11 protein-coding genes, 14 tRNA genes and 1 rRNA gene are annotated in these 18126 nt (G+C 36.6%); 20 read left to right on the top strand and 6 right to left on the bottom strand.

The window, feature by feature from the left end; translation table 11 throughout:
- From rrf to JOD14_RS07465, 19 genes are all read left to right on the top strand, one after another.
- Nucleotides 1-95 (top strand): 5S ribosomal RNA (gene rrf / locus JOD14_RS07375); the annotation flags it as partial.
- A gap of 13 nt (nucleotides 96-108) precedes the next feature.
- Nucleotides 109-182 (top strand) — tRNA-Asn (locus JOD14_RS07380).
- A gap of 48 nt (nucleotides 183-230) precedes the next feature.
- Nucleotides 231-319: transfer RNA gene (locus JOD14_RS07385), tRNA-Ser, on the top strand.
- Between the two features lie 12 nt (nucleotides 320-331).
- Nucleotides 332-403: transfer RNA gene (locus JOD14_RS07390), tRNA-Glu, on the top strand.
- Nucleotides 404-417: 14 nt separating this feature from the next.
- A tRNA-Val gene (locus JOD14_RS07395) sits at nucleotides 418-490 on the top strand.
- A 2-nt stretch (nucleotides 491-492) separates the two neighbouring features.
- A tRNA-Asp gene (locus JOD14_RS07400) sits at nucleotides 493-566 on the top strand.
- Between the two features lie 32 nt (nucleotides 567-598).
- Nucleotides 599-671, top strand: a tRNA-Phe gene (locus tag JOD14_RS07405).
- A gap of 4 nt (nucleotides 672-675) precedes the next feature.
- Nucleotides 676-756 (top strand) — tRNA-Tyr (locus tag JOD14_RS07410).
- Between the two features lie 17 nt (nucleotides 757-773).
- Nucleotides 774-847, top strand: a tRNA-Trp gene (locus JOD14_RS07415).
- Nucleotides 848-849: 2 nt separating this feature from the next.
- Nucleotides 850-922 (top strand) — tRNA-His (locus tag JOD14_RS07420).
- A 10-nt stretch (nucleotides 923-932) separates the two neighbouring features.
- Nucleotides 933-1004 (top strand) — tRNA-Gln (locus tag JOD14_RS07425).
- 15 nt (nucleotides 1005-1019) lie between these two features.
- Nucleotides 1020-1090: transfer RNA gene (locus tag JOD14_RS07430), tRNA-Cys, on the top strand.
- An 18-nt stretch (nucleotides 1091-1108) separates the two neighbouring features.
- A tRNA-Leu gene (locus JOD14_RS07435) sits at nucleotides 1109-1193 on the top strand.
- A 66-nt stretch (nucleotides 1194-1259) separates the two neighbouring features.
- A tRNA-His gene (locus tag JOD14_RS07440) sits at nucleotides 1260-1332 on the top strand.
- Between the two features lie 7 nt (nucleotides 1333-1339).
- Nucleotides 1340-1411, top strand: a tRNA-Gln gene (locus JOD14_RS07445).
- Nucleotides 1412-2032: 621 nt separating this feature from the next.
- On the top strand, nucleotides 2033-2518 hold the full coding sequence (locus JOD14_RS07450) for a signal peptidase I (protein ID WP_338031681.1): 486 nt from the start codon (nucleotides 2033-2035) through the stop codon (nucleotides 2516-2518).
- 7 nt (nucleotides 2519-2525) lie between these two features.
- Complete coding sequence (locus JOD14_RS07455; protein ID WP_204654202.1) at nucleotides 2526-3182, top strand: hypothetical protein; 657 nt, start codon at nucleotides 2526-2528, stop codon at nucleotides 3180-3182.
- 65 nt (nucleotides 3183-3247) lie between these two features.
- Nucleotides 3248-8545 carry a rhamnogalacturonan lyase family protein gene (locus JOD14_RS13545; protein WP_204654203.1) on the top strand — a complete coding sequence of 1766 codons (5298 nt, stop codon included), beginning with the start codon at nucleotides 3248-3250 and terminating at the stop codon, nucleotides 8543-8545.
- A 228-nt stretch (nucleotides 8546-8773) separates the two neighbouring features.
- Nucleotides 8774-10783, top strand: a complete 2010-nt coding sequence (locus JOD14_RS07465) for a KUP/HAK/KT family potassium transporter (protein ID WP_239576138.1) — start codon at nucleotides 8774-8776, stop codon at nucleotides 10781-10783.
- Nucleotides 10784-10834: 51 nt separating this feature from the next.
- Here JOD14_RS07465 and JOD14_RS07470 read toward each other — a convergent pair whose 3' ends face one another.
- A complete protein-coding gene (locus tag JOD14_RS07470; RefSeq protein WP_204654204.1) occupies nucleotides 10835-11989 on the bottom strand; it encodes a hydroxymethylglutaryl-CoA synthase in 1155 nt (384 codons plus the stop codon).
- A gap of 180 nt (nucleotides 11990-12169) precedes the next feature.
- On the opposite strand from JOD14_RS07470, the gene JOD14_RS07475 reads away from it, so the two are divergent.
- Nucleotides 12170-14605, top strand: coding sequence for a hydroxymethylglutaryl-CoA reductase, degradative (locus tag JOD14_RS07475; protein WP_204654205.1), 2436 nt, complete (start codon nucleotides 12170-12172; stop codon nucleotides 14603-14605).
- A gap of 79 nt (nucleotides 14606-14684) precedes the next feature.
- On the opposite strand, the gene JOD14_RS07480 is transcribed toward JOD14_RS07475, so the two are convergent.
- The 5 genes from JOD14_RS07480 to JOD14_RS07500 all read right to left on the bottom strand — a co-directional run bounded on the left by JOD14_RS07480 (nucleotide 14685) and on the right by JOD14_RS07500 (nucleotide 18086).
- Nucleotides 14685-15353, bottom strand: a complete 669-nt coding sequence (locus tag JOD14_RS07480; protein ID WP_204654206.1) for a hypothetical protein — start codon at nucleotides 15351-15353, stop codon at nucleotides 14685-14687.
- A gap of 271 nt (nucleotides 15354-15624) precedes the next feature.
- On the bottom strand, nucleotides 15625-15897 hold the full coding sequence (locus JOD14_RS07485) for a hypothetical protein (RefSeq protein ID WP_204654207.1): 273 nt from the start codon (nucleotides 15895-15897) through the stop codon (nucleotides 15625-15627).
- A 94-nt stretch (nucleotides 15898-15991) separates the two neighbouring features.
- Entirely contained in the window at nucleotides 15992-16456 is a 465-nt protein-coding gene (locus JOD14_RS07490) for a hypothetical protein (protein WP_204654208.1), read from the bottom strand.
- 5 nt (nucleotides 16457-16461) lie between these two features.
- Complete coding sequence (gene floA, locus JOD14_RS07495) at nucleotides 16462-17460, bottom strand: flotillin-like protein FloA (RefSeq protein WP_204654209.1); 999 nt, start codon at nucleotides 17458-17460, stop codon at nucleotides 16462-16464.
- A complete protein-coding gene (locus JOD14_RS07500; protein WP_204654210.1) occupies nucleotides 17460-18086 on the bottom strand; it encodes an NfeD family protein in 627 nt (208 codons plus the stop codon). The genes floA and JOD14_RS07500 overlap by 1 nt, the downstream gene beginning before the upstream one ends.
- Nucleotides 18087-18126 lie beyond the last annotated feature (40 nt).

An 18126-nucleotide genomic window follows, 5' to 3' on the forward strand; every position in this document is an offset into this window, starting at 1 on the left:
GATACACCTGTACCCATGCCGAACACAGAAGTTAAGCTTCTTAGCGCCGATTGTAGTGAAGGGTTTCCCTTTGTGAGAGCAGGACGTCGCCACGCTGTATTATATTATTCCGGCATAGCTCAGTTGGTAGTAGCGCATGACTGTTAATCATGATGTCGTAGGTTCGAGTCCTACTGCCGGAGTTCTCATTAAATTCGAGAAAAAGAAGAGTAAAAAGCTTCTACACGCCTGGAGAGTTGTCCGAGTGGCCGAAGGAGCATGATTGGAAATCATGTAGATGGTGAACACTGTCTCAAGGGTTCAAATCCCTTACTCTCCGTTCTTAAATAAAGGTCCGTTGGTCAAGTGGTTAAGACACCGCCCTTTCACGGCGGTATCACGGGTTCGAATCCCGTACGGATCATAGCTTTAAATATTGGGGGTTTAGCTCAGCTGGGAGAGCATCTGCCTTACAAGCAGAGGGTCAGCGGTTCGAACCCGTTAACCCCCATTGGTTTGGTAGTTCAGTTGGTTAGAATGCCTGCCTGTCACGCAGGAGGTCGCGGGTTCGAGTCCCGTCCAGACCGTTTTATTTAAAATTAAATAAAAACTCATAGTTGGCTCGGTAGCTCAGTTGGTAGAGCAATGGATTGAAGCTCCATGTGTCGGCGGTTCGATTCCGTCTCGCGCCATTATGGAGGAGTAGCGAAGTGGCTAAACGCGACGGACTGTAAATCCGTTCCTTAGGGTTCAGTGGTTCGAATCCACTCTCCTCCATTTTTATAATTTTTAATAGGGGTATAGTTTAAAGGTAGAACAACGGTCTCCAAAACCGTTGGTGTGGGTTCGATTCCTGCTACCCCTGCCATGGCGATTGTGGCGAAGTGGTTAACGCACCGGATTGTGGCTCCGGCATTCGTGGGTTCGATTCCCATCATTCGCCTTTTTTTTTTTGGGGTATAGCCAAGCGGTAAGGCAAGGGACTTTGACTCCCTCATGCGTTGGTTCGAATCCAGCTACCCCAGTTTTATTATAATAATGGCGGTATAGCCAAGTGGTAAGGCAGAGGTCTGCAAAACCTTCATCACCGGTTCAAATCCGGTTACCGCCTTAGTACAATAAATTTAATGCCGGCGTGGCGGAATTGGCAGACGCGCTGGACTCAAAATCCAGTGCCCGTTGAGGGCGTGCCGGTTCGATCCCGGCCGCCGGTATAATTAGAGACATTTTCTAATGTCCCTATTTTTTTGTGCGAAATAATTATTATAATAGCAAACATGGCGATTGTGGCGAAGTGGTTAACGCACCGGATTGTGGCTCCGGCACTCGTGGGTTCGATCCCCATCATTCGCCTTTTTTTTGGGGTATAGCCAAGCGGTAAGGCAAGGGACTTTGACTCCCTCATGCGTTGGTTCGAATCCAGCTACCCCAGTTTTATGAATAAAGTTATTCCTATTTAATAATAGAGAGAAAAATTTAAAATACCTATTATAGAAAAACACTTTTCTATAATAGGTATTTTTTTATGATTGCCAAGCACTATATTCACCTAGTTGCTGCTCTAAACTTCATCTTAATTATAAGAGTGGGAGTTTAGTGTGAAATTATATCGATGTGATTAATGACCGCTTATAAATTAGTTGATGTTAGCAATATGATATTCGTTTTAATTTAAGATAGTTTGTTTGCCAAAATTTTAAAAGAAATAGATTTTTATGACTAAGGGAATGAATATTTATACTTAAAAGTAAAAAAATGGTAAGAAAGTAAAAAAAAGCTTCTATTTTTATACTTCTCTTTTTGATATGGTTAATAATGTGAAAGATTGGTTATATCGGCAACAACTTGACCAATTTTTGTTTAATAAATTAAATGAAGGAGGTAGTGGATAGAGTTTTGATTTATCTTGTTGCTAAAAGGTAATTATGTAAGCGTTTTTACGAAGTGTTCAAGAAAAATGTGAGTAGCTAAGACAGGCAGAAAAGGAGAAAGATGGTGGATATATATAAATAATAAAAGAGATAGTAAATTTTTTCAGTATATCAAAAGAGCTATTTTAAGTTTAATAATATTTTTTATGCCAGTAACACTTTTAGTACCATATGTCCGACAATATACAGGTATTCTTTCTGATTACTCAATAAAAGTTGTTTTAACCAATAGTATGGCAGATAAGATACCTGCAGGTTCAATAGTGATTACAAGAAAAGTAAAACCTGATAAATTAAAAGAAGGAGATGTGATTAGTTTTTTTGCATCTGATGAAACTGTTACACATAGGATAACAAAAAAAATCAAAAAAAATAATGAATACTTATTTCAAACTAAAGGGGACGCGAATCAATTAATCGATAATAATTTAGTGAATACTAGAGATATTCAAGGAAAAGTCTTATTTTTTATCCCAAAAATAGGAATAATTCTTCAGAAAATGCAGCATATAAGAGGAAAATTAGCATTTTTATTGACACTCTTGTCATTAAACTTAGTCTATAGTCTTATTAGCCAGTTAATAAATTTTAAACATATAGAAGGGTGAATTGTACATGAAAAAAATACACAAACTATTGTTTACAGCTTCAGCATTAACAACGTTATCTATTGGTTCAACTTATGCTTGGTTTACTGCAACGGATTCAGATTCTTTAAATTTTTCTTTTGGGGAACTAGGTGTGGAATTTGCTCTTGACGATTTAGGAGAAGACGGGGTCGCTTTAGAACCAGGATTAACGGTTGATACAGTAGGAACTATTTCCAATACAGGAAGTTTACATTCGCTAGTGAAAATTGAGAATGATTCACAAATAAAATATAAATTTTCAACTAGTTTTGTTCCTATTCCTGAAGAGGCAGTTATTTTTGAAGTAACTCCTGAAAATGGAATTTATGAAGATTGGGATTCAGGAGTTCTTTGGTTTAAGGATGCAAAAAATAATATATATTTATTAATGGAACCTAAGTCAAATATGCAAATAGAGATTGAAGGTTTATTAAATGGTGAGGTTATCGATAATACATTTATGGGATCAGAAGTAAACTTTAATATAGCAACTAATGCCGTTCAAGCATTAGAAGATGCAGCTCTATCGGAGTTTGGTGTTAATTTGGATGACTTGATTGAAATGAGTAACGAAAGTATTTCAAATAGAGGGATAAGCCAAGCAAAACAATACTTGTTTGATGTAATGGGGAGAAAACAATAGGCTTTTAAGTTATTTACCATCGAATTATTTAATAAAATAAATATATTACTTGAGGAGTGAAACATGTGGGTAATAAGTTAAATAAGTATTTATTAATGGGTGGATTATTACTTTCTATAGGTACCACTAAGGTAAATGCTGAAAATGAAATTAATTCTTATCAATTTGGCTCAGATATCACAATAAAAAATATTTATAGTGACAAAGCTGGTTATGGATTAATGGATTATAACTATCCATCACCTGCGAAAGGATGGATAAATAATGTTTATTATGATCGTATTTTAGAAACTGTTCCAGGTTCGACTTACGTTAAAGAAATAGAAAATGGCCTTGAGTTTACTAATAAGGTTTGGACAGAAACAGAATCAACGGGATATGGGGTTTTTCGTTATGAAAATACCACTGGCTTGGCTGTACAATTACAACCAAATGAATACGATGTGACGATAAAATTAATAAATCCAACAAAAGAAGATTATCAAGCAATTATAGAATCAGAAGAAATAACCAAGATAAACGAACTAGCTGTTCCTTCAGGACAAGAAGTAGAGGCAAATTTCTCTACAAGCTTAATTGATGGTCTTTTAGATTTGAAATTTTTTAATCCGTCATCAGCTAAAAGTGAAGAAGAAGCTAAAGAAAAATCAGTTTTTGTTAAATCAATTGAAATTAAAAATTCTGAAAAAAAAGAAGCAGGTATTAAGCCGACGATATACTTAGCATCAGACTCAACCGTACAAACTTATGACACCTATTATGCTCCTCAAACAGGTTGGGGTGAAACATTATGGAACTTCTTTGGAGATAAAATTGAGCAACGTGAAGCGGTTGGTGCTTCTTATTCACAATCAGAAATTTATGAATCAAGTAATGCAATTATTGAAAATCGTGCAATAGGGGGACGTAGTTCGAAATCGTTCATTCAAGAAGGGAAATTAGATGAATTATTAGATGATATAAAACCGGGTGACTTTTTGCTAGTACAATTTGGACATAATGATGCAACAGCCTCACGTCCAAACAGATTTGTTTCAATAGATGATTTCGAATATTGGATGCAGATGTACGTAGATGGTGCATTACAAAGAGGAGCAACCCCGGTTCTGGTAACCCCGGTTACTAGATATAGCTATAATGAAAATGGATTTAAAGAAGATTTTAAAGCATATGGTGACGTTATGAGGAGTATGGCGGATGCTCAAAATTTACCATTAGTTGATTTAAGTAAAGCATCCATCGAACTATCAAATCAATTTGGAATAGAAGGTGCTAAGTCATTCTTTTTACACGTGAATCCAGGTGAATACGAGGGTGCGTATATAAATGGAGCAACAGATAGCACTCATTTACAATATTATGGAGCATTGAAATTCGCCCAATGTGTTGCTCAAGAAATTACAGACATTGATGTTACCGCTTTAAATGAAAAAATACAAACATCTGTTAATAGCCTGATTGAACGGGTCGTTTTTTTAGAAAGTACAGATGTTCCTGAGAAAGTTGAAAATTTAAAATTAGTTTCCTCAGGTGCAACTAGTGCAACCTTGTCATGGAATTCAGTTAACAGTGCAGAATTATATTATATTTATCGCCAAGAATTAAAAGATGATTTATCAATTGAAGAAATAGATTTTACGGAAGCTTCTCGTTATGCCGTTTCAATTACGTCTACTTTTACAGATAAAAAAGTTGAAAAAGGTAAATCTTATGTTTATGCAGTTGCAGCCTATAATGATAAGGGATTAAGCGAAGTTTCTGATAAAATTAAAGTTTCTACGAAAGAATCTGAATACTCATTTGATATTAATTGGAAAAATTCTCCAACTTTAAAAGGGTGGACAGGGGTCAATAACGATACAATTTATTCAAAGGAACGTGGTTATGGATTTAAAAAAGAAATGAGTAATGGGCGTTATCGAAATAATAGTGGTAATGAAGTAGCTAATGAAATGGCAGAAGATTTCACACTTTCAGAAGGTGAATTTTTAGTTGATTTACCAAATGGAACATACGAAGTGACAGTCTATGCTGGTGATTTATTATCAGGTACTTCAACAATTAAATCTGGATTTATAATGGAAGGTAAATCAGTTGGGAGTATTTCAATCCGACAATCTTTAGGATCATTAACGACTGATATTAATGTAGAGGATGGTCAATTAAATGTTGGAATTGTTGGACCCAATCCTTACTTTAATGGTGTTGAGATTACACCAATTCTATTAGCTCCAAGTGGTTTTTCGGTATCTGAAAAAAATATAGAAGGGAATCAGTTATCTTTTTTAATAGGCTTTAACCCTGTCGAAGGTGCTGTATCTTATCGCATTTATGGGAAATCTGACACAGATCAAATTTTTAAAGAAATTAAATCTTTTACTGCTGAAGAATATGAGTCTAACGAATTAGCTTGTCGCTCAATGATAGCACCAATTGGAGAAATCTATCAATACTATATGACAGCTGTCATGGCTGATGGGACAGAAACAGCTAAAAGCAATCATGTAATTGTTGAAGCACTTGATAATTCAGCTGAGATACCAAAAAAACCAACGAATCTAGTAGCAACAGTGGCTAAAGATTTTGAAAAGACTTTGATTTGGGATCAAGATGAACGAGCAAATGAGTATATTGTCTATCGATCAAACAAATCAGATAGTGGGTTTGTAAATATTGCCACAGTATCTGAACCAACTTATACAGATTCTGACCAATCGCTATTAGCAAATCATACTTACTATTATCAAGTACAAGGGAAAAGTAGTGGAGGGGTTAGCGAAATATCTGAGCAATTGGCAGTGGAGCCATTAGAAGGTAAACCTGTCGCCACAGCAGCTGAAACGCTAACTGATCGTGGTGTTACGGCCATTAATTTATCTGGTAACAAAGGCGGTGAAACAGTTGTTTCAGCAACTGATGAAAAAGGGAACGAGTATTCAAACGGCGTGTATCTTTCATGGAGAAGTTTTACAAAAGATCCAAAAGGAAATACATACGATGTTTATCGTGGAGAAAAATTAATTGCTTCAAAAATTATCGATACCAATTGGATTGATGAAGGCGGCACTAGCGAAGATATTTATAAAGTAGTTGGTGCAAATGATCTAGAATTAGGATTAAATATAATCGAAACGAAAACATGGAATAATCAATATTTAGAATTACAATTGTATAAACCTGAAGATCAACAAATGCCAAATGGAAATGTAGTTAGTTACACTGCAAACGATATGTCTGTGGGTGACCTCGATGGCGATGGGCAACTGGAGTTAGTTGTCAAATGGGATGCTGGTGGGCAAGATAATTCTAAAAGTGGCTATACAGGAACAACATTTTTAGATGGTTATGACATCGATTTTGGTACAGGAGATGTAAAATTATTATGGCGGATTGATTTAGGTGTCAATATTCGTTCCGGTGCTCATTATACTCAATTTCAGGTTTGGGATTATGATGGTGATGGACGAGCTGAAATTGCTGTTAAGACAGCAGATGGAACAACAACTTATAAAAGTAGCGATGGAACAGATATAGGTTTAACGGAAACTGGATATGTAGGAGCAACCAATGCAGCTAATTTACCAACAAATAAAATTAGCGAAAAACATGATTATCGCAATAGCTCTGGTTACATATTAGAGGGCCCAGAATACTTCACAATGTTTAATGGTGAAGACGGAACTATCGTTGGAACAACTAGCTATGAGCCAGCAAGAGGAAATGTAAGCGCTTGGGGAGATAGTTATGGAAATCGAGTGGATCGATTCTTGGCTGGTACAGCTTATTTAGATGGTGAAGCACCATATGCTGTAATGGCAAGAGGATATTATACTAGGACAGCTTTAACAGCTTATTATTTAGCAGATACAGATGATGATGGTATTGGTGATAGTTTAAGAATCAAATGGAAATTCGATTCAGATGTAGCAGGAAAAGAGTTTGAGGGCCAAGGAAACCATAATTTGAGTATTGCGGACGTTGATAATGACGGTAAAGACGAAATTCTTTTTGGCTCTATTACTTTTGATCATGACGGTACAGTTCTTTATAATACTAAATTAGGACATGGAGATGCCATGCATTTAGGAGATTGGTTACCTGAACGGGATGGGTTAGAATTGATGTCTGTAAAAGAAAATGCAAGTGCTAAATACCATGTGGTCGTTTCTGATGCAGCGACTGGAGAAGAATTAATGGCTTATAATACTGGTCGCGATACAGGACGTGGTGCTGCATCTGATATTGACCCGACGTCACCTGGTGCTGAATTTTGGTCAATTGCTCCAGCCGAATTTAATCCAGAAGATGGTAATCCAAGCTGGAATTCGAATAAGGGCGCAGTGTATGCAACAACTTCAACTTTAGATAATTTAGTAAAATTATCTGATAGAAATCCTGCTGCAAATGGTTTAATGTACTGGGATGGGGATCTATTAAGAGAAATTCAAGACCATGTGTTTAATGAAAAAGAAGGATATGTTCCAGTATCAACAGGCATCTATAAATGGGATTATGAAAATAAAAAACAAAATACTTTATTTGATAGTTCAGAAGCATATACTTCTAATGGTACAAAAGGAAATCCAGGAATTTCTGGAGACTTATTTGGGGATTGGCGTGAAGAAATGGTTTTAAGAGTAGCTGATGATAATAGTAAAGTTAGAATTTATTCTACCACAATCCCAACAGATTATGTAATTCCAACTTTATTAGAAGATTTACAATATAGAGAAAGTTTAGCATGGCAAAATACTTCATACAATCAACCGCCACATACTAGCTATTTATTAAGTGAAGGTGTGATTACAGCAGACGTTTCTCTTGAACAAGTAAATTCTGTAGTTGCTGTAAACTTTACAGAAGCTTCTGATGGTGTAAATGGCCACGATATTGAAGGATATCAAATTTGGCGTTGGGAAAAAGATAAAGAGGAAAAGACAATTATCGCTGATTTAACGAACGATCAATTAACCAAAACGGCAACAGGCTATGTATACGAGGATAAAACAGCACTTTCAAATACAAATTACCAATATGCTGTTTCTTCAAAAGTGAACGGCCGTACCTCTTACTTGTCTAAGTCTGTTTCAATTAAAACTGCTGATTCAAAACCTGTAGAGAAACTTACTTTAAACTTTTCTGGTATTAAAACTTTGAAAAAAGGAAAAACACTCCAATTAGAAGCAACGGCAACACCAGTAAATGCTGATTTGACAGGATTAGTATTTGAATCAAGTCGTAACGAGTTTGCAACAATTGATGAAAATGGCTTAATTACAGCTGTGAAAGATGGAACGACTAAAATTACTGTAACAACGAATTCAGGTGTTTCAGCAAGCTTTACATTACGAGTAACAAAGTAAAGAGAAAAATCGTCTTAAGAATTTAAAGATACTATAAGTGAATAAAACTTGTTATTGAACAAGTTTTATTCACTTTTTTTATTTCTTATTTGTAATTATCAACTTTTTAAATGAATTTTTAATTTTCGATTTGATTTTTCTTGTTGACCTTAAATATGATAATGGCGATAATACATCCATTGGCAAAAAATAAATAAAAAAACCATGTTCTAAAGGGGTTTTTTTAGGATGAAAAAATTAGGGGGCGCCAAAAAAATGAATAAGAAAAGCAAGCTTTCTATAGCCGGTTTGTTAGTAGCGATGGGAGTCGTATATGGTGATATTGGCACGAGTCCTTTATATGTAATGAAAGCGATTGTTGAGGGGAATGGGGGGCTTTCAACGTTAGATGAGAGCTTTATATTAGGAACTGTTTCGCTAATTTTTTGGACATTGACGTTACTGACAACCATTAAGTATGTACTAATTGCATTAAATGCGGATAACCATGGAGAAGGTGGGATTTTTTCTTTGTATACGCTAGTCCGCAAGCAAGGTAAATTTTTAATTATTCCAGCAATGATTGGTGGTGCTGCTTTATTAGCTGATGGGGTATTGACGCCAGCTGTGACGGTTACGACAGCAATAGAAGGACTAAGGGGGATTCCGGCCTTTTATGAAGCATTTGGAATGAACCAAAATATTATCGTAATGATTACTTTGCTCATCCTATTGTTTTTATTTGGTTTGCAAAGGTTTGGAACAGATTTTGTCGGCAAAGCATTTGGTCCCATTATGTTTTTTTGGTTTACTTTTTTGGGAGTTGTTGGCGTATTAAACTTTGTGGAAGATTTAAGTGTGATTCGTGCATTTAATCCAGTCTACGCCTTTAAATTATTATTAAATCCCAATAATCGTTTAGGTGTTTTAATTTTGGGAAATATTTTCTTAGCAACAACTGGGGCAGAAGCTTTGTACTCAGACATGGGGCATGTTGGAAAAACCAATATTCATGTGAGTTGGCCTTATGTAAAAATTTGTTTGCTACTAAATTATTTAGGTCAAGCAGCGTGGTTAACAAGAGCTGTTCACATGCCTAATAGTTATGTAGGCGAGCATTTAAATCCGTTTTTTAAAATTTTACCCGATGGCTGGCTAGTTGTTGGTGTTGCTTTTGCGACAATTGCAGCAGTGATTGCCTCACAAGCATTACTATCTGGATCGTTTACACTTGTTTCTGAAGCGATGAAGTTAAAACTTTTGCCAAGATTGAATATCTTGTATCCTGGTGTTTCAATTGGCCAGATGTATATTCCGACCGTAAATCTTATATTATGGTTTTCTTGCTCTTTAGTTGTTTTAACTTTTAGAACTTCTTCGAAAATGGAAGCGGCTTATGGTCTTTCAATTACTGTGACGATGTTAATGACGACTTTTTTATTGTACTTTTATTTAATCCAAACAAAACATAACAAATTTTTTTCACTTTGTGTGACGTTATTCTTTGGGATTATTGAGTTTATATTCTTCCTCTCAAGTGCGGCAAAATTCTTTCATGGTGGCTTTGTAGCGGTCTTTATGGCACTGGTTATCTTGTTGGTGATGGTGATTTGGGAACGGAGCAATGCGATTCAAGAGCGTGAAGCAGAAGAAGTTAGTTTGCGTGACATGTTACCTCAGTTAACTGCATTACACCAAGATGACTCAATTCCATTATTTCAAACGAATGTTGTATTTTTAGTGCCGAAATTAGAAGGCGATATGATTGGACGGCAATTCTTATATTCAATTTTAGATAAACAGCCAAAACGAGCGAAGGTTTATTGGTTTATTAACGTAGTCGTGACCGACGAGCCTTTTACAAAAGAATTTAGTGTAGACACAATGGGAACGGACTTTATTGTAAAAGTAAAACTTTTTTTAGGTTTTCGTGTAAATCAAGAAGTAAATGTTTATATTCGTCAAATTATTCATGACTTGATGAAAGATGGCCGTTTAGCCAAACAACCACAACGGTATTCCATTACGCCTGGTCGTGAAGTAGGCGACTTTAAATTTGTATTAATTGAAGAAGTCCTTTCAAATAATACTGAATTAACTTACTGGGAGCGTCAAATAATCGGTACAAAATTATTTATTAAACGACACACGACGACGCCTGAAAAATGGTTTGGACTTGAATATAGTGAAACAAGACGAGAAAAAGTTCCTTTAGTCATTGGAAAACCAAAGAAAACACACTTAATTGAACGGAGCTAATTTAGCTAAAGCAAAAACCGACAGAGCTTTTCTAGCTCGTCGGTTTTTACTTTAGCTTTCGCGGTATTCTCGGATTGTGTTTTCGATTTTTATAATACTGTAGGGGGTTGGGTCTGCAAAAGTAGCCGATTGGTGAATATCCAAAGAATCTTCAAACATTTGCTCATATTCACGAATCGAAAGTGCTTGTCTTTGATTAAGTAACTTTTGATGGTCTTGTGTATTTAAGTGTTCGTGGTAATTTTTAACTAATTTTCCACTAAATAATTCGGCGACAGAACCTGATCCATAACTAAAGAAACCAATTCGATCCCCTTCTTTTAAGGTCTTTGAATTCTCAAGTAAAGAAATGAATCCTAAATAAAGTGAACCGGTATAAAGATTGCCAACCCGACGACTGTAACAAATGCTGGCTTCATATTGTTCGAGTAAGCGCGTTTGTTCTTCGCTTGTTTCTGTTTCTAAAATTGACAACAAGGCTTTTTTCCCCATTTTAGTATAGGGTATATGGAAGGAAAAAGCTGAAAAATCTTTGAGTGTTCGTTCATAACGTTTTTGATATTCTTGCCAAACTTTTTGAAATGCTTGTACATATGTTTCATTTGATAAAGGTCCATCAACTAAAGGATAATCATATCCAATGGGGCGCCAAAAGTCGTAAATATCTTGGGTGAAAGAGAGATTTTCTTCTTCTAAAACAAGCAAACGAGGATTTTGACTAATAAGTATTGCGACGGCTCCGGCGCCTTGAGTCGGTTCGCCTCCAGATTTTAGTCCATATCTAGCAACATCTGAAGCAATGACAAGGACTTTACTATTTGGGTTTAAAGCAACGTGGTTTTTAGCCATTTGTACGCCTGCAGTTGCTCCGTAGCAAGCTTCTTTAATTTCAAAAGATCGGGCAAAAGGTTGGATACCTAAAAGTCGATGTAAAACGACGGCTGAAGCCTTGGATTCGTCAATGCTTGATTCAGTTCCAACAATTATCATGTCAATGGATGCTAAATCTTCTTTTGTTAACATCTCTTTTGCAGCATTTGTGGCAAAAGTTACGATATCTTGTGTTTTTGGGCTGACGGCCATTTCGCTTTGACCAATCCCAATTAAAAACTTGTTAGGATCAACCGCTCGCGCTTGTGCAAGTTCGACCATATTTACATAATAAGGTGGAACATAAAAATTTATTTTATCAATACCAACATTCATTGTGTCATTCTCCTTCTAAAACTCTGTATCCTTAAATTTACCATATTTTTGTTATTTGTGGGGAATAATTGTTTAGATTTTAAACTTTGTTTTAAAATTGTAATGAAGGGGATTTTTCAAGCAAAAGTCTATTTTTTTTTTATAAGAAGAATGATATAGTTCAATAGGAGGTGTGACTACGTGAAAGACGTTGTAATTATTGATGCTTTAAGAACGCCAATCGGGAAATTTCGAGGGAAACTCAGTCACTTAAGTGCAGTAGATTTAGGCGTTGTCGTAACGAAGGCGCTTTTAGAACGCCATTCGTCATTTGAAGATAAAATAGATGAAGTTATTTTTGGAAATGTTTTACAAGCTGGAGTTGGTCAAAATCCTGCGCGCCAAATTGCGTTAAAAAGTGGCCTAGCAGTCGAAATTCCGGCAATGACGGTAAATGAAGTTTGTGGTTCAGGGTTAAAAGCGTTGGCATTGGCTCAGCAAGCGATTCAACTTGGGAAAGCACAAGTGGTACTCGCTGGTGGGACAGAAAGCATGAGTCAAGCGCCTTATTATAGTTATTTTAATAAAGAAACTGGTAGTTATTCGCAACCCAATCCAATTATGGTTCACGATGGCCTGACCGATGCTTTTAGTGGGAAACATATGGGATTAACGGCTGAGAATGTTGCTGAACAATACAATGTTTTACGAACAGCAGCCGATGAATTTGCGTTGAATTCGCATTTAAAAGCAGCACGAGCGCAAGAAAATGGTTGGTTTGATGCAGAGATTGTCCCTGTTTTAGATAACGAAGGCAACCTAGTGATGCAAGATGAAGGCGTTCGGAAACATTCAAGTTTAGAGAAGTTGGCTACTTTAAACCCAGTTTTTAAAGAAGAAGGGCAAGTCACAGCAGGTAATGCTTCAACGGTTAATGATGGGGCTTCTGTTGTTTTATTGGCCTCAAAAGAATTTGCTGAAAATAATAATCTACCTTATTTAGCAACGATAAAAGATATTGTTGAAATAGGGATTGAACCAAGCATTATGGGAATTTCACCAATCACTGCCATTACTAAATTACTAGAGAGAAATCAACTGACTAAAGAGCAAATTGATGCTTTTGAAATTAATGAAGCTTTTGCGACAACTTCTTTAGTCGTTGAGCAACAATTAGGCCTTGATTCAAGTAAGGTGAATATGGCAGGAGGCGGTATTTCTTTAGGACATCCGATAGGAGCAAGTGGCGCAAGAATTGTTACGACCGCACTGAATCAATTGCAACGTGTGAATGGACGATTTGCAGTCGCTTCTCTTTGTGTTGGAGGGGGATTAGGTTTAGCGATCCTGTTAGAAAGGCCGAAATATTCATTTGAATCGGAAAAGAAATTTTACCAGTTAGCACCTAAGGAACGCCGAGAAAGGCTCTTTCAACAAGGAAAAATTACGAAAGAAACAAAAGAAACTTTTGCTGAAAATGGATTATCTGAAGAAATAGCGAATCATTTAATTGAAAATCAAATCAGTGATTTTTCGTTGCCGCTAGGTGTCGCTTTAAATTTTAAAATAAATCAAACAGATTATGTGATTCCTTTAGCAACAGAAGAACCTTCCGTAGTAGCTGCTTGTAGTAACGGAGCGAAAATGGCGTTAGCAAATGGTGGGTTTACAAGTACCATGCCAGAAAAGTATTTACGTGGGCAAATTGTCTTAATGAATGTTCAAGACAGTCAAGCATTAAAAAAACAAATTGAATTAAAACAAGCAGCGATTTTTGAACGTGCTGCCGAAGTTTATCCATCAATTATTCAGCGTGGTGGTGGGGTAAAGGCGTTAGAAGTGCGTTTGTTTAAAGAGTCACCGTCTTACGTTTCAGTTGATTTAATTGTTGATACAAAAGATGCAATGGGTGCGAATATATTAAATACGATTTTAGAAGGTGTCGCAAATTTACTGCGCGAGTGGTTTTCAGAAGAAATCTTATTTAGTATTCTAAGTAATTATGCAACAGAATCCCTCGTGACGACCACTTGTTTGATCTCATTTGAACAATTATCGAAAGAAAAAGATCCGAGTAAAGGCAAAGAAATAGCTGAAAAAATAGCGCACGCTTCTTTATTTGCTAAACTTGATCCTTATCGAGCAACAACAAATAACAAAGGAATCATGAATGGAATTGAAGCACTTGTTTTAGCGACAGGAAATGATACTCGAGCAGTTTCTGCCAGTATTCATGCTTATGCAGCACGCCACGGTAAATATGAAGGATTAAGCACTTGGACGGTTGTTCCAGAAGGCTTAAAAGGAGAATTAACAATTCCACTTGCTTTAGGAAGTGTAGGTGGAGCGACTCGTGTTTTACCGAAAGCTCAAGCAGCCCTCGATTTATTACAAATTGATAGTGCCACCAAACTTGCCCAAATTACGGCAGCAGTTGGCTTAGCTCAAAATTTGGCAGCATTACGGGCACTAGTATCTGAAGGGATTCAACAAGGGCACATGGCCTTGCAAGCACGTTCACTTGCTTTATCAGTTGGTGCTCAAGGACTAGAAGTTCAACAAGTCGCAAGTGCATTAAAAGACCAAGTGATGAATGAAAAAAATGCACGTAAAATATTACAAGCCATACGTCAGTAGCTTATAAAGTTACGAAAAACACAACGAGAACCCCTCTAGGAGTGATGATCTTCCTAGAGGGGTTCAAAATTTTAATAAATTAAGCGATTGTTTTGGCAAAAGCTTCAATTAATGGAATGACTTCTAATTTTAATTTATACTTTCTTTCAAGCGCTGTTTCAATCGTAAATGTATTGGGCGTAACACTCGAAATGGTTGCTAAAAGACGCTCTTCTTTTGCCGTTTTTTCTATTAATTTTATCGTACCTGTTTCTTCAACGACAAAAAATTTAGGAAAGGCAGCCATTTGTTCTTTAAAAAGGGCAAGGGCATCTGCTTCAGGGGTGGAGTTATCCGTGTCGTCAATGTCGGTTGTTACGGTCTCAAGTAACGGTTCGACTTGTTTTTTATCTTCGGTTTTACTATTTTCTTTCACCGTTGTTTGCGGCTCACTTAACCAATAACTCGCGACATCGGTGATAAGATTTTTACTAGAGCGTTCTAAAACCCCTTTTTCAAGTGCTTGAATTTGCTTGATAAGATTTATGAAGTTTTCGTCTATAGGCATCGTGACGATGGAATCACGTGTTGTTTGTCCTAAATATTCTAAAGCAACCTCTTGTTGGTTAGTCGGTTTAATATAGGCTTTAATAGGCATCTCAAATAAAATGAGCGCTTGTTTTTCCATTTCTGTTAAAAGCATTTGTTGTGCATTTTTAAAAGAAGGTCTAAATTGTTGTTTTAACTTAGCCAGTTTTTTCTTTTTCATTGTTCAAATTGTGAAGAATCGTAAATTGCTGGATTTACGTTTCTTCGCTCCTTTCTTTTTGAATTCATCCGTACTATTTGCAAAAAAAAAAATACCTAAATAGCATAGATTTTGTTTAACGAGAGGGGCAAGTGCCAAGTATTACTTAGGCAAAATTTCCCATTCAATCCTTTTTGATTATATGCAAAAAACAACAAGAATGAAAGTCATTTTCATGAAAAAGTCTTGAAAAGTTAGAAGATGGTAAATAAAATGAAAAAAGACTAAGAATTCAAAGGTCTTGAAGTTCTGCAATTTTATTAAAACGAGGTAAAATTGCAATGATTTCTGGCACAGCTGAGTAGGCAACGACACAACCTTGCCAAGTCGTCAATTTATAATTCTGACCAAGGCGTTCATGTAAGGCTTGCTTTGTTTCTTTTGGACCAAAGTTACGTGCCGGGAAATGTTGCACTTTATCAGGAAAAACTAAAAAAATAAAATCAGAACTAAGGGCGATTCGGATTTTTGGCGATAAATGATCAAGTCTCGTTAAAGGATCCATCGATTACTCACTCCATTCATGAAAATAATAAAATTCAGAGAATAACTCAAAAACAGACGAATGAAAAAATTCATCCGCCTGTTTACTATAACAATTAGTCGCGCAAGGCTAAAGGTTTATCTAAAATTTCTTTGTAAATCATTGCTTGCACTAATGTGTCGGCCGCTAATACCGGTTTTTCGTGAGGCGCTGGTATTGGCTGCGGTGTTATTTTTTGTGTAGCAACTGGTGGAACGAGGGTGGAAGCACTTGACGGGCGTTCAACCGGTTGTTTTTCTAGCGATCTTGACTGATTTCTTCTTTGAGTCAAGGTCGTCTGTTTCTTTTTAGAAACGAAGCTCGTTTGAGGATGCTCCCCTTTGGAAACTTCTGACAAATTCTTGCCTCTTTTGACAAGGTCGTCTGTTTCTTGTTTTTTTTGTGCGACCACTTTAGCAGCGCTCTTTTTTTGATTTTGTGCAATCTTTTTTAGACTGGTTGTAATCATAATAATGAGAATAAATGGTAAGAAATCAACCAATAATTCAAAAAAAAGTGAAAGAACGGTCAAAATTTCCATTTAAATCACTCGTTTTCTTTTGCAGGATTTGCTTGATTTGAAATCGAAGCACGCATTTTTGTATCTGCATCAACGTTTTGCATTTTGTAATAGTCCATGACACCAAGTTTACCTGTTCGCAGAGCTTCAGCCATCGCTAAGGGTACTTCGGCTTCAGATTCAACGACTTTGGCGCGCATACGTTGGACTTGTGCACGCATTTCTTGTTCTTCGGCAATCGCCATTGAGCGACGTTCTTCCGCCTTCGCTTGAGCAATTTTCTTATCCGCTTCTGCTTGATCCGTTTGAAGTTGCGCACCAATATTACGACCAACATCCACATCCGCAATATCAATCGATAGGATTTCAAAAGCCGTTCCTGAATCTAACCCTTTATTTAAAACAGTCGTTGAAATTAAATCAGGATTTTCTAAAACTTCTTCGTGTTTTTCAGAAGAGCCGACCGTGGTTACAATTCCTTCACCCACACGGGCAATAATAGTATCTTCACCAGCACCACCGACTAATCGTTCGATATTTGCTCGAACAGTTACTTTGGCTTTAACGATAATTTCAATTCCGTTTTTGGCTACGGCAGCGATATTTGGTGTTTCAATCACTTTTGGATTAACAGAAACTTGAACGGCTTCAAACACATCACGACCAGCTAAATCAATGGCCGCTGCTTTTTCAAAGACCAAATCAATATTCGCGCGTTGAGAAGCAATTAGTGCGTCAATGACACGGTTAACATTCCCACCTGCCAAATAGTGGGCCTCTAGTTCATTTGTTGAAAGGATGAGACCAGCCTTTGTTGCTTTAATCAGTGGTTGAATAATATGCGAGGGATTCACCCGTCTAAGACGCATCCCGATTAAAGTTCCGATACTGACTTTTACGCCAGAAAAATAAGCGGTAATCCACAAACCAACAGGCACAAAACGTAAGAACAATGCCAAAATAAATAGTACAACTGATGCGAGAATCACCACGCTAATCACACTTGCGACAGGGATATAAGCCATTAATAATCACCTTCCATTTTTAAATTTCTTACCCAAATTTTGCTACCTTCGATTTTTTCAATGACAATAAAAGAACCAGAAGCAATAAAGCCATCTGCACTTAAAACATCATAAAGTGGGCTGTCTTTTTTGCCAAAAGTTGCTTTTCCTGAAGGTCGTAAGGGGGTTTGGGCAACCCCGCTTAATCCAGGGACTAACTCAAGGGGATTTTCTTCCATAACAATGGTGTTATCGACGTCTAGATTCGTGTGTAGCACAAAGCGAGAGAGTCGACTCGTTGCGTATTGGCTGCGAATTAAAAAAATCACAACTGCAGCAGAACTAATAATCGCCATACTCATATCGCGAATCGCCCAAAAGAAATTGCCAGTCGTATAGTATAAGCCTAAAAAAAGTAAAATTCCACCTAAAATACCGACAAAACCAAAATCAGGAATGAGAAATTCAAAGATAATAAGCAAGATTCCCAAAGTAAATAAAGCAAAAGGAATCCATTCTTCGATTGCTAATACGTCTAAATAAAAATAAAAACTTGTTAAGGCAAGTAAAATCCCCGTTTTTGTCCACGGGCTAAGCAAAGCGATGACTAAGCCAATAAATCCCGCTGCTAATAATAAACCTTCCATCAAAACCTCCTCCTCTTTTTTTGGTGTTTCTATTATTAAT

Source organism: Enterococcus lemanii (assembly GCF_016909125.1).
In the GTDB taxonomy this organism is placed as follows: domain Bacteria; phylum Bacillota; class Bacilli; order Lactobacillales; family Enterococcaceae; genus Enterococcus_I; species Enterococcus_I lemanii.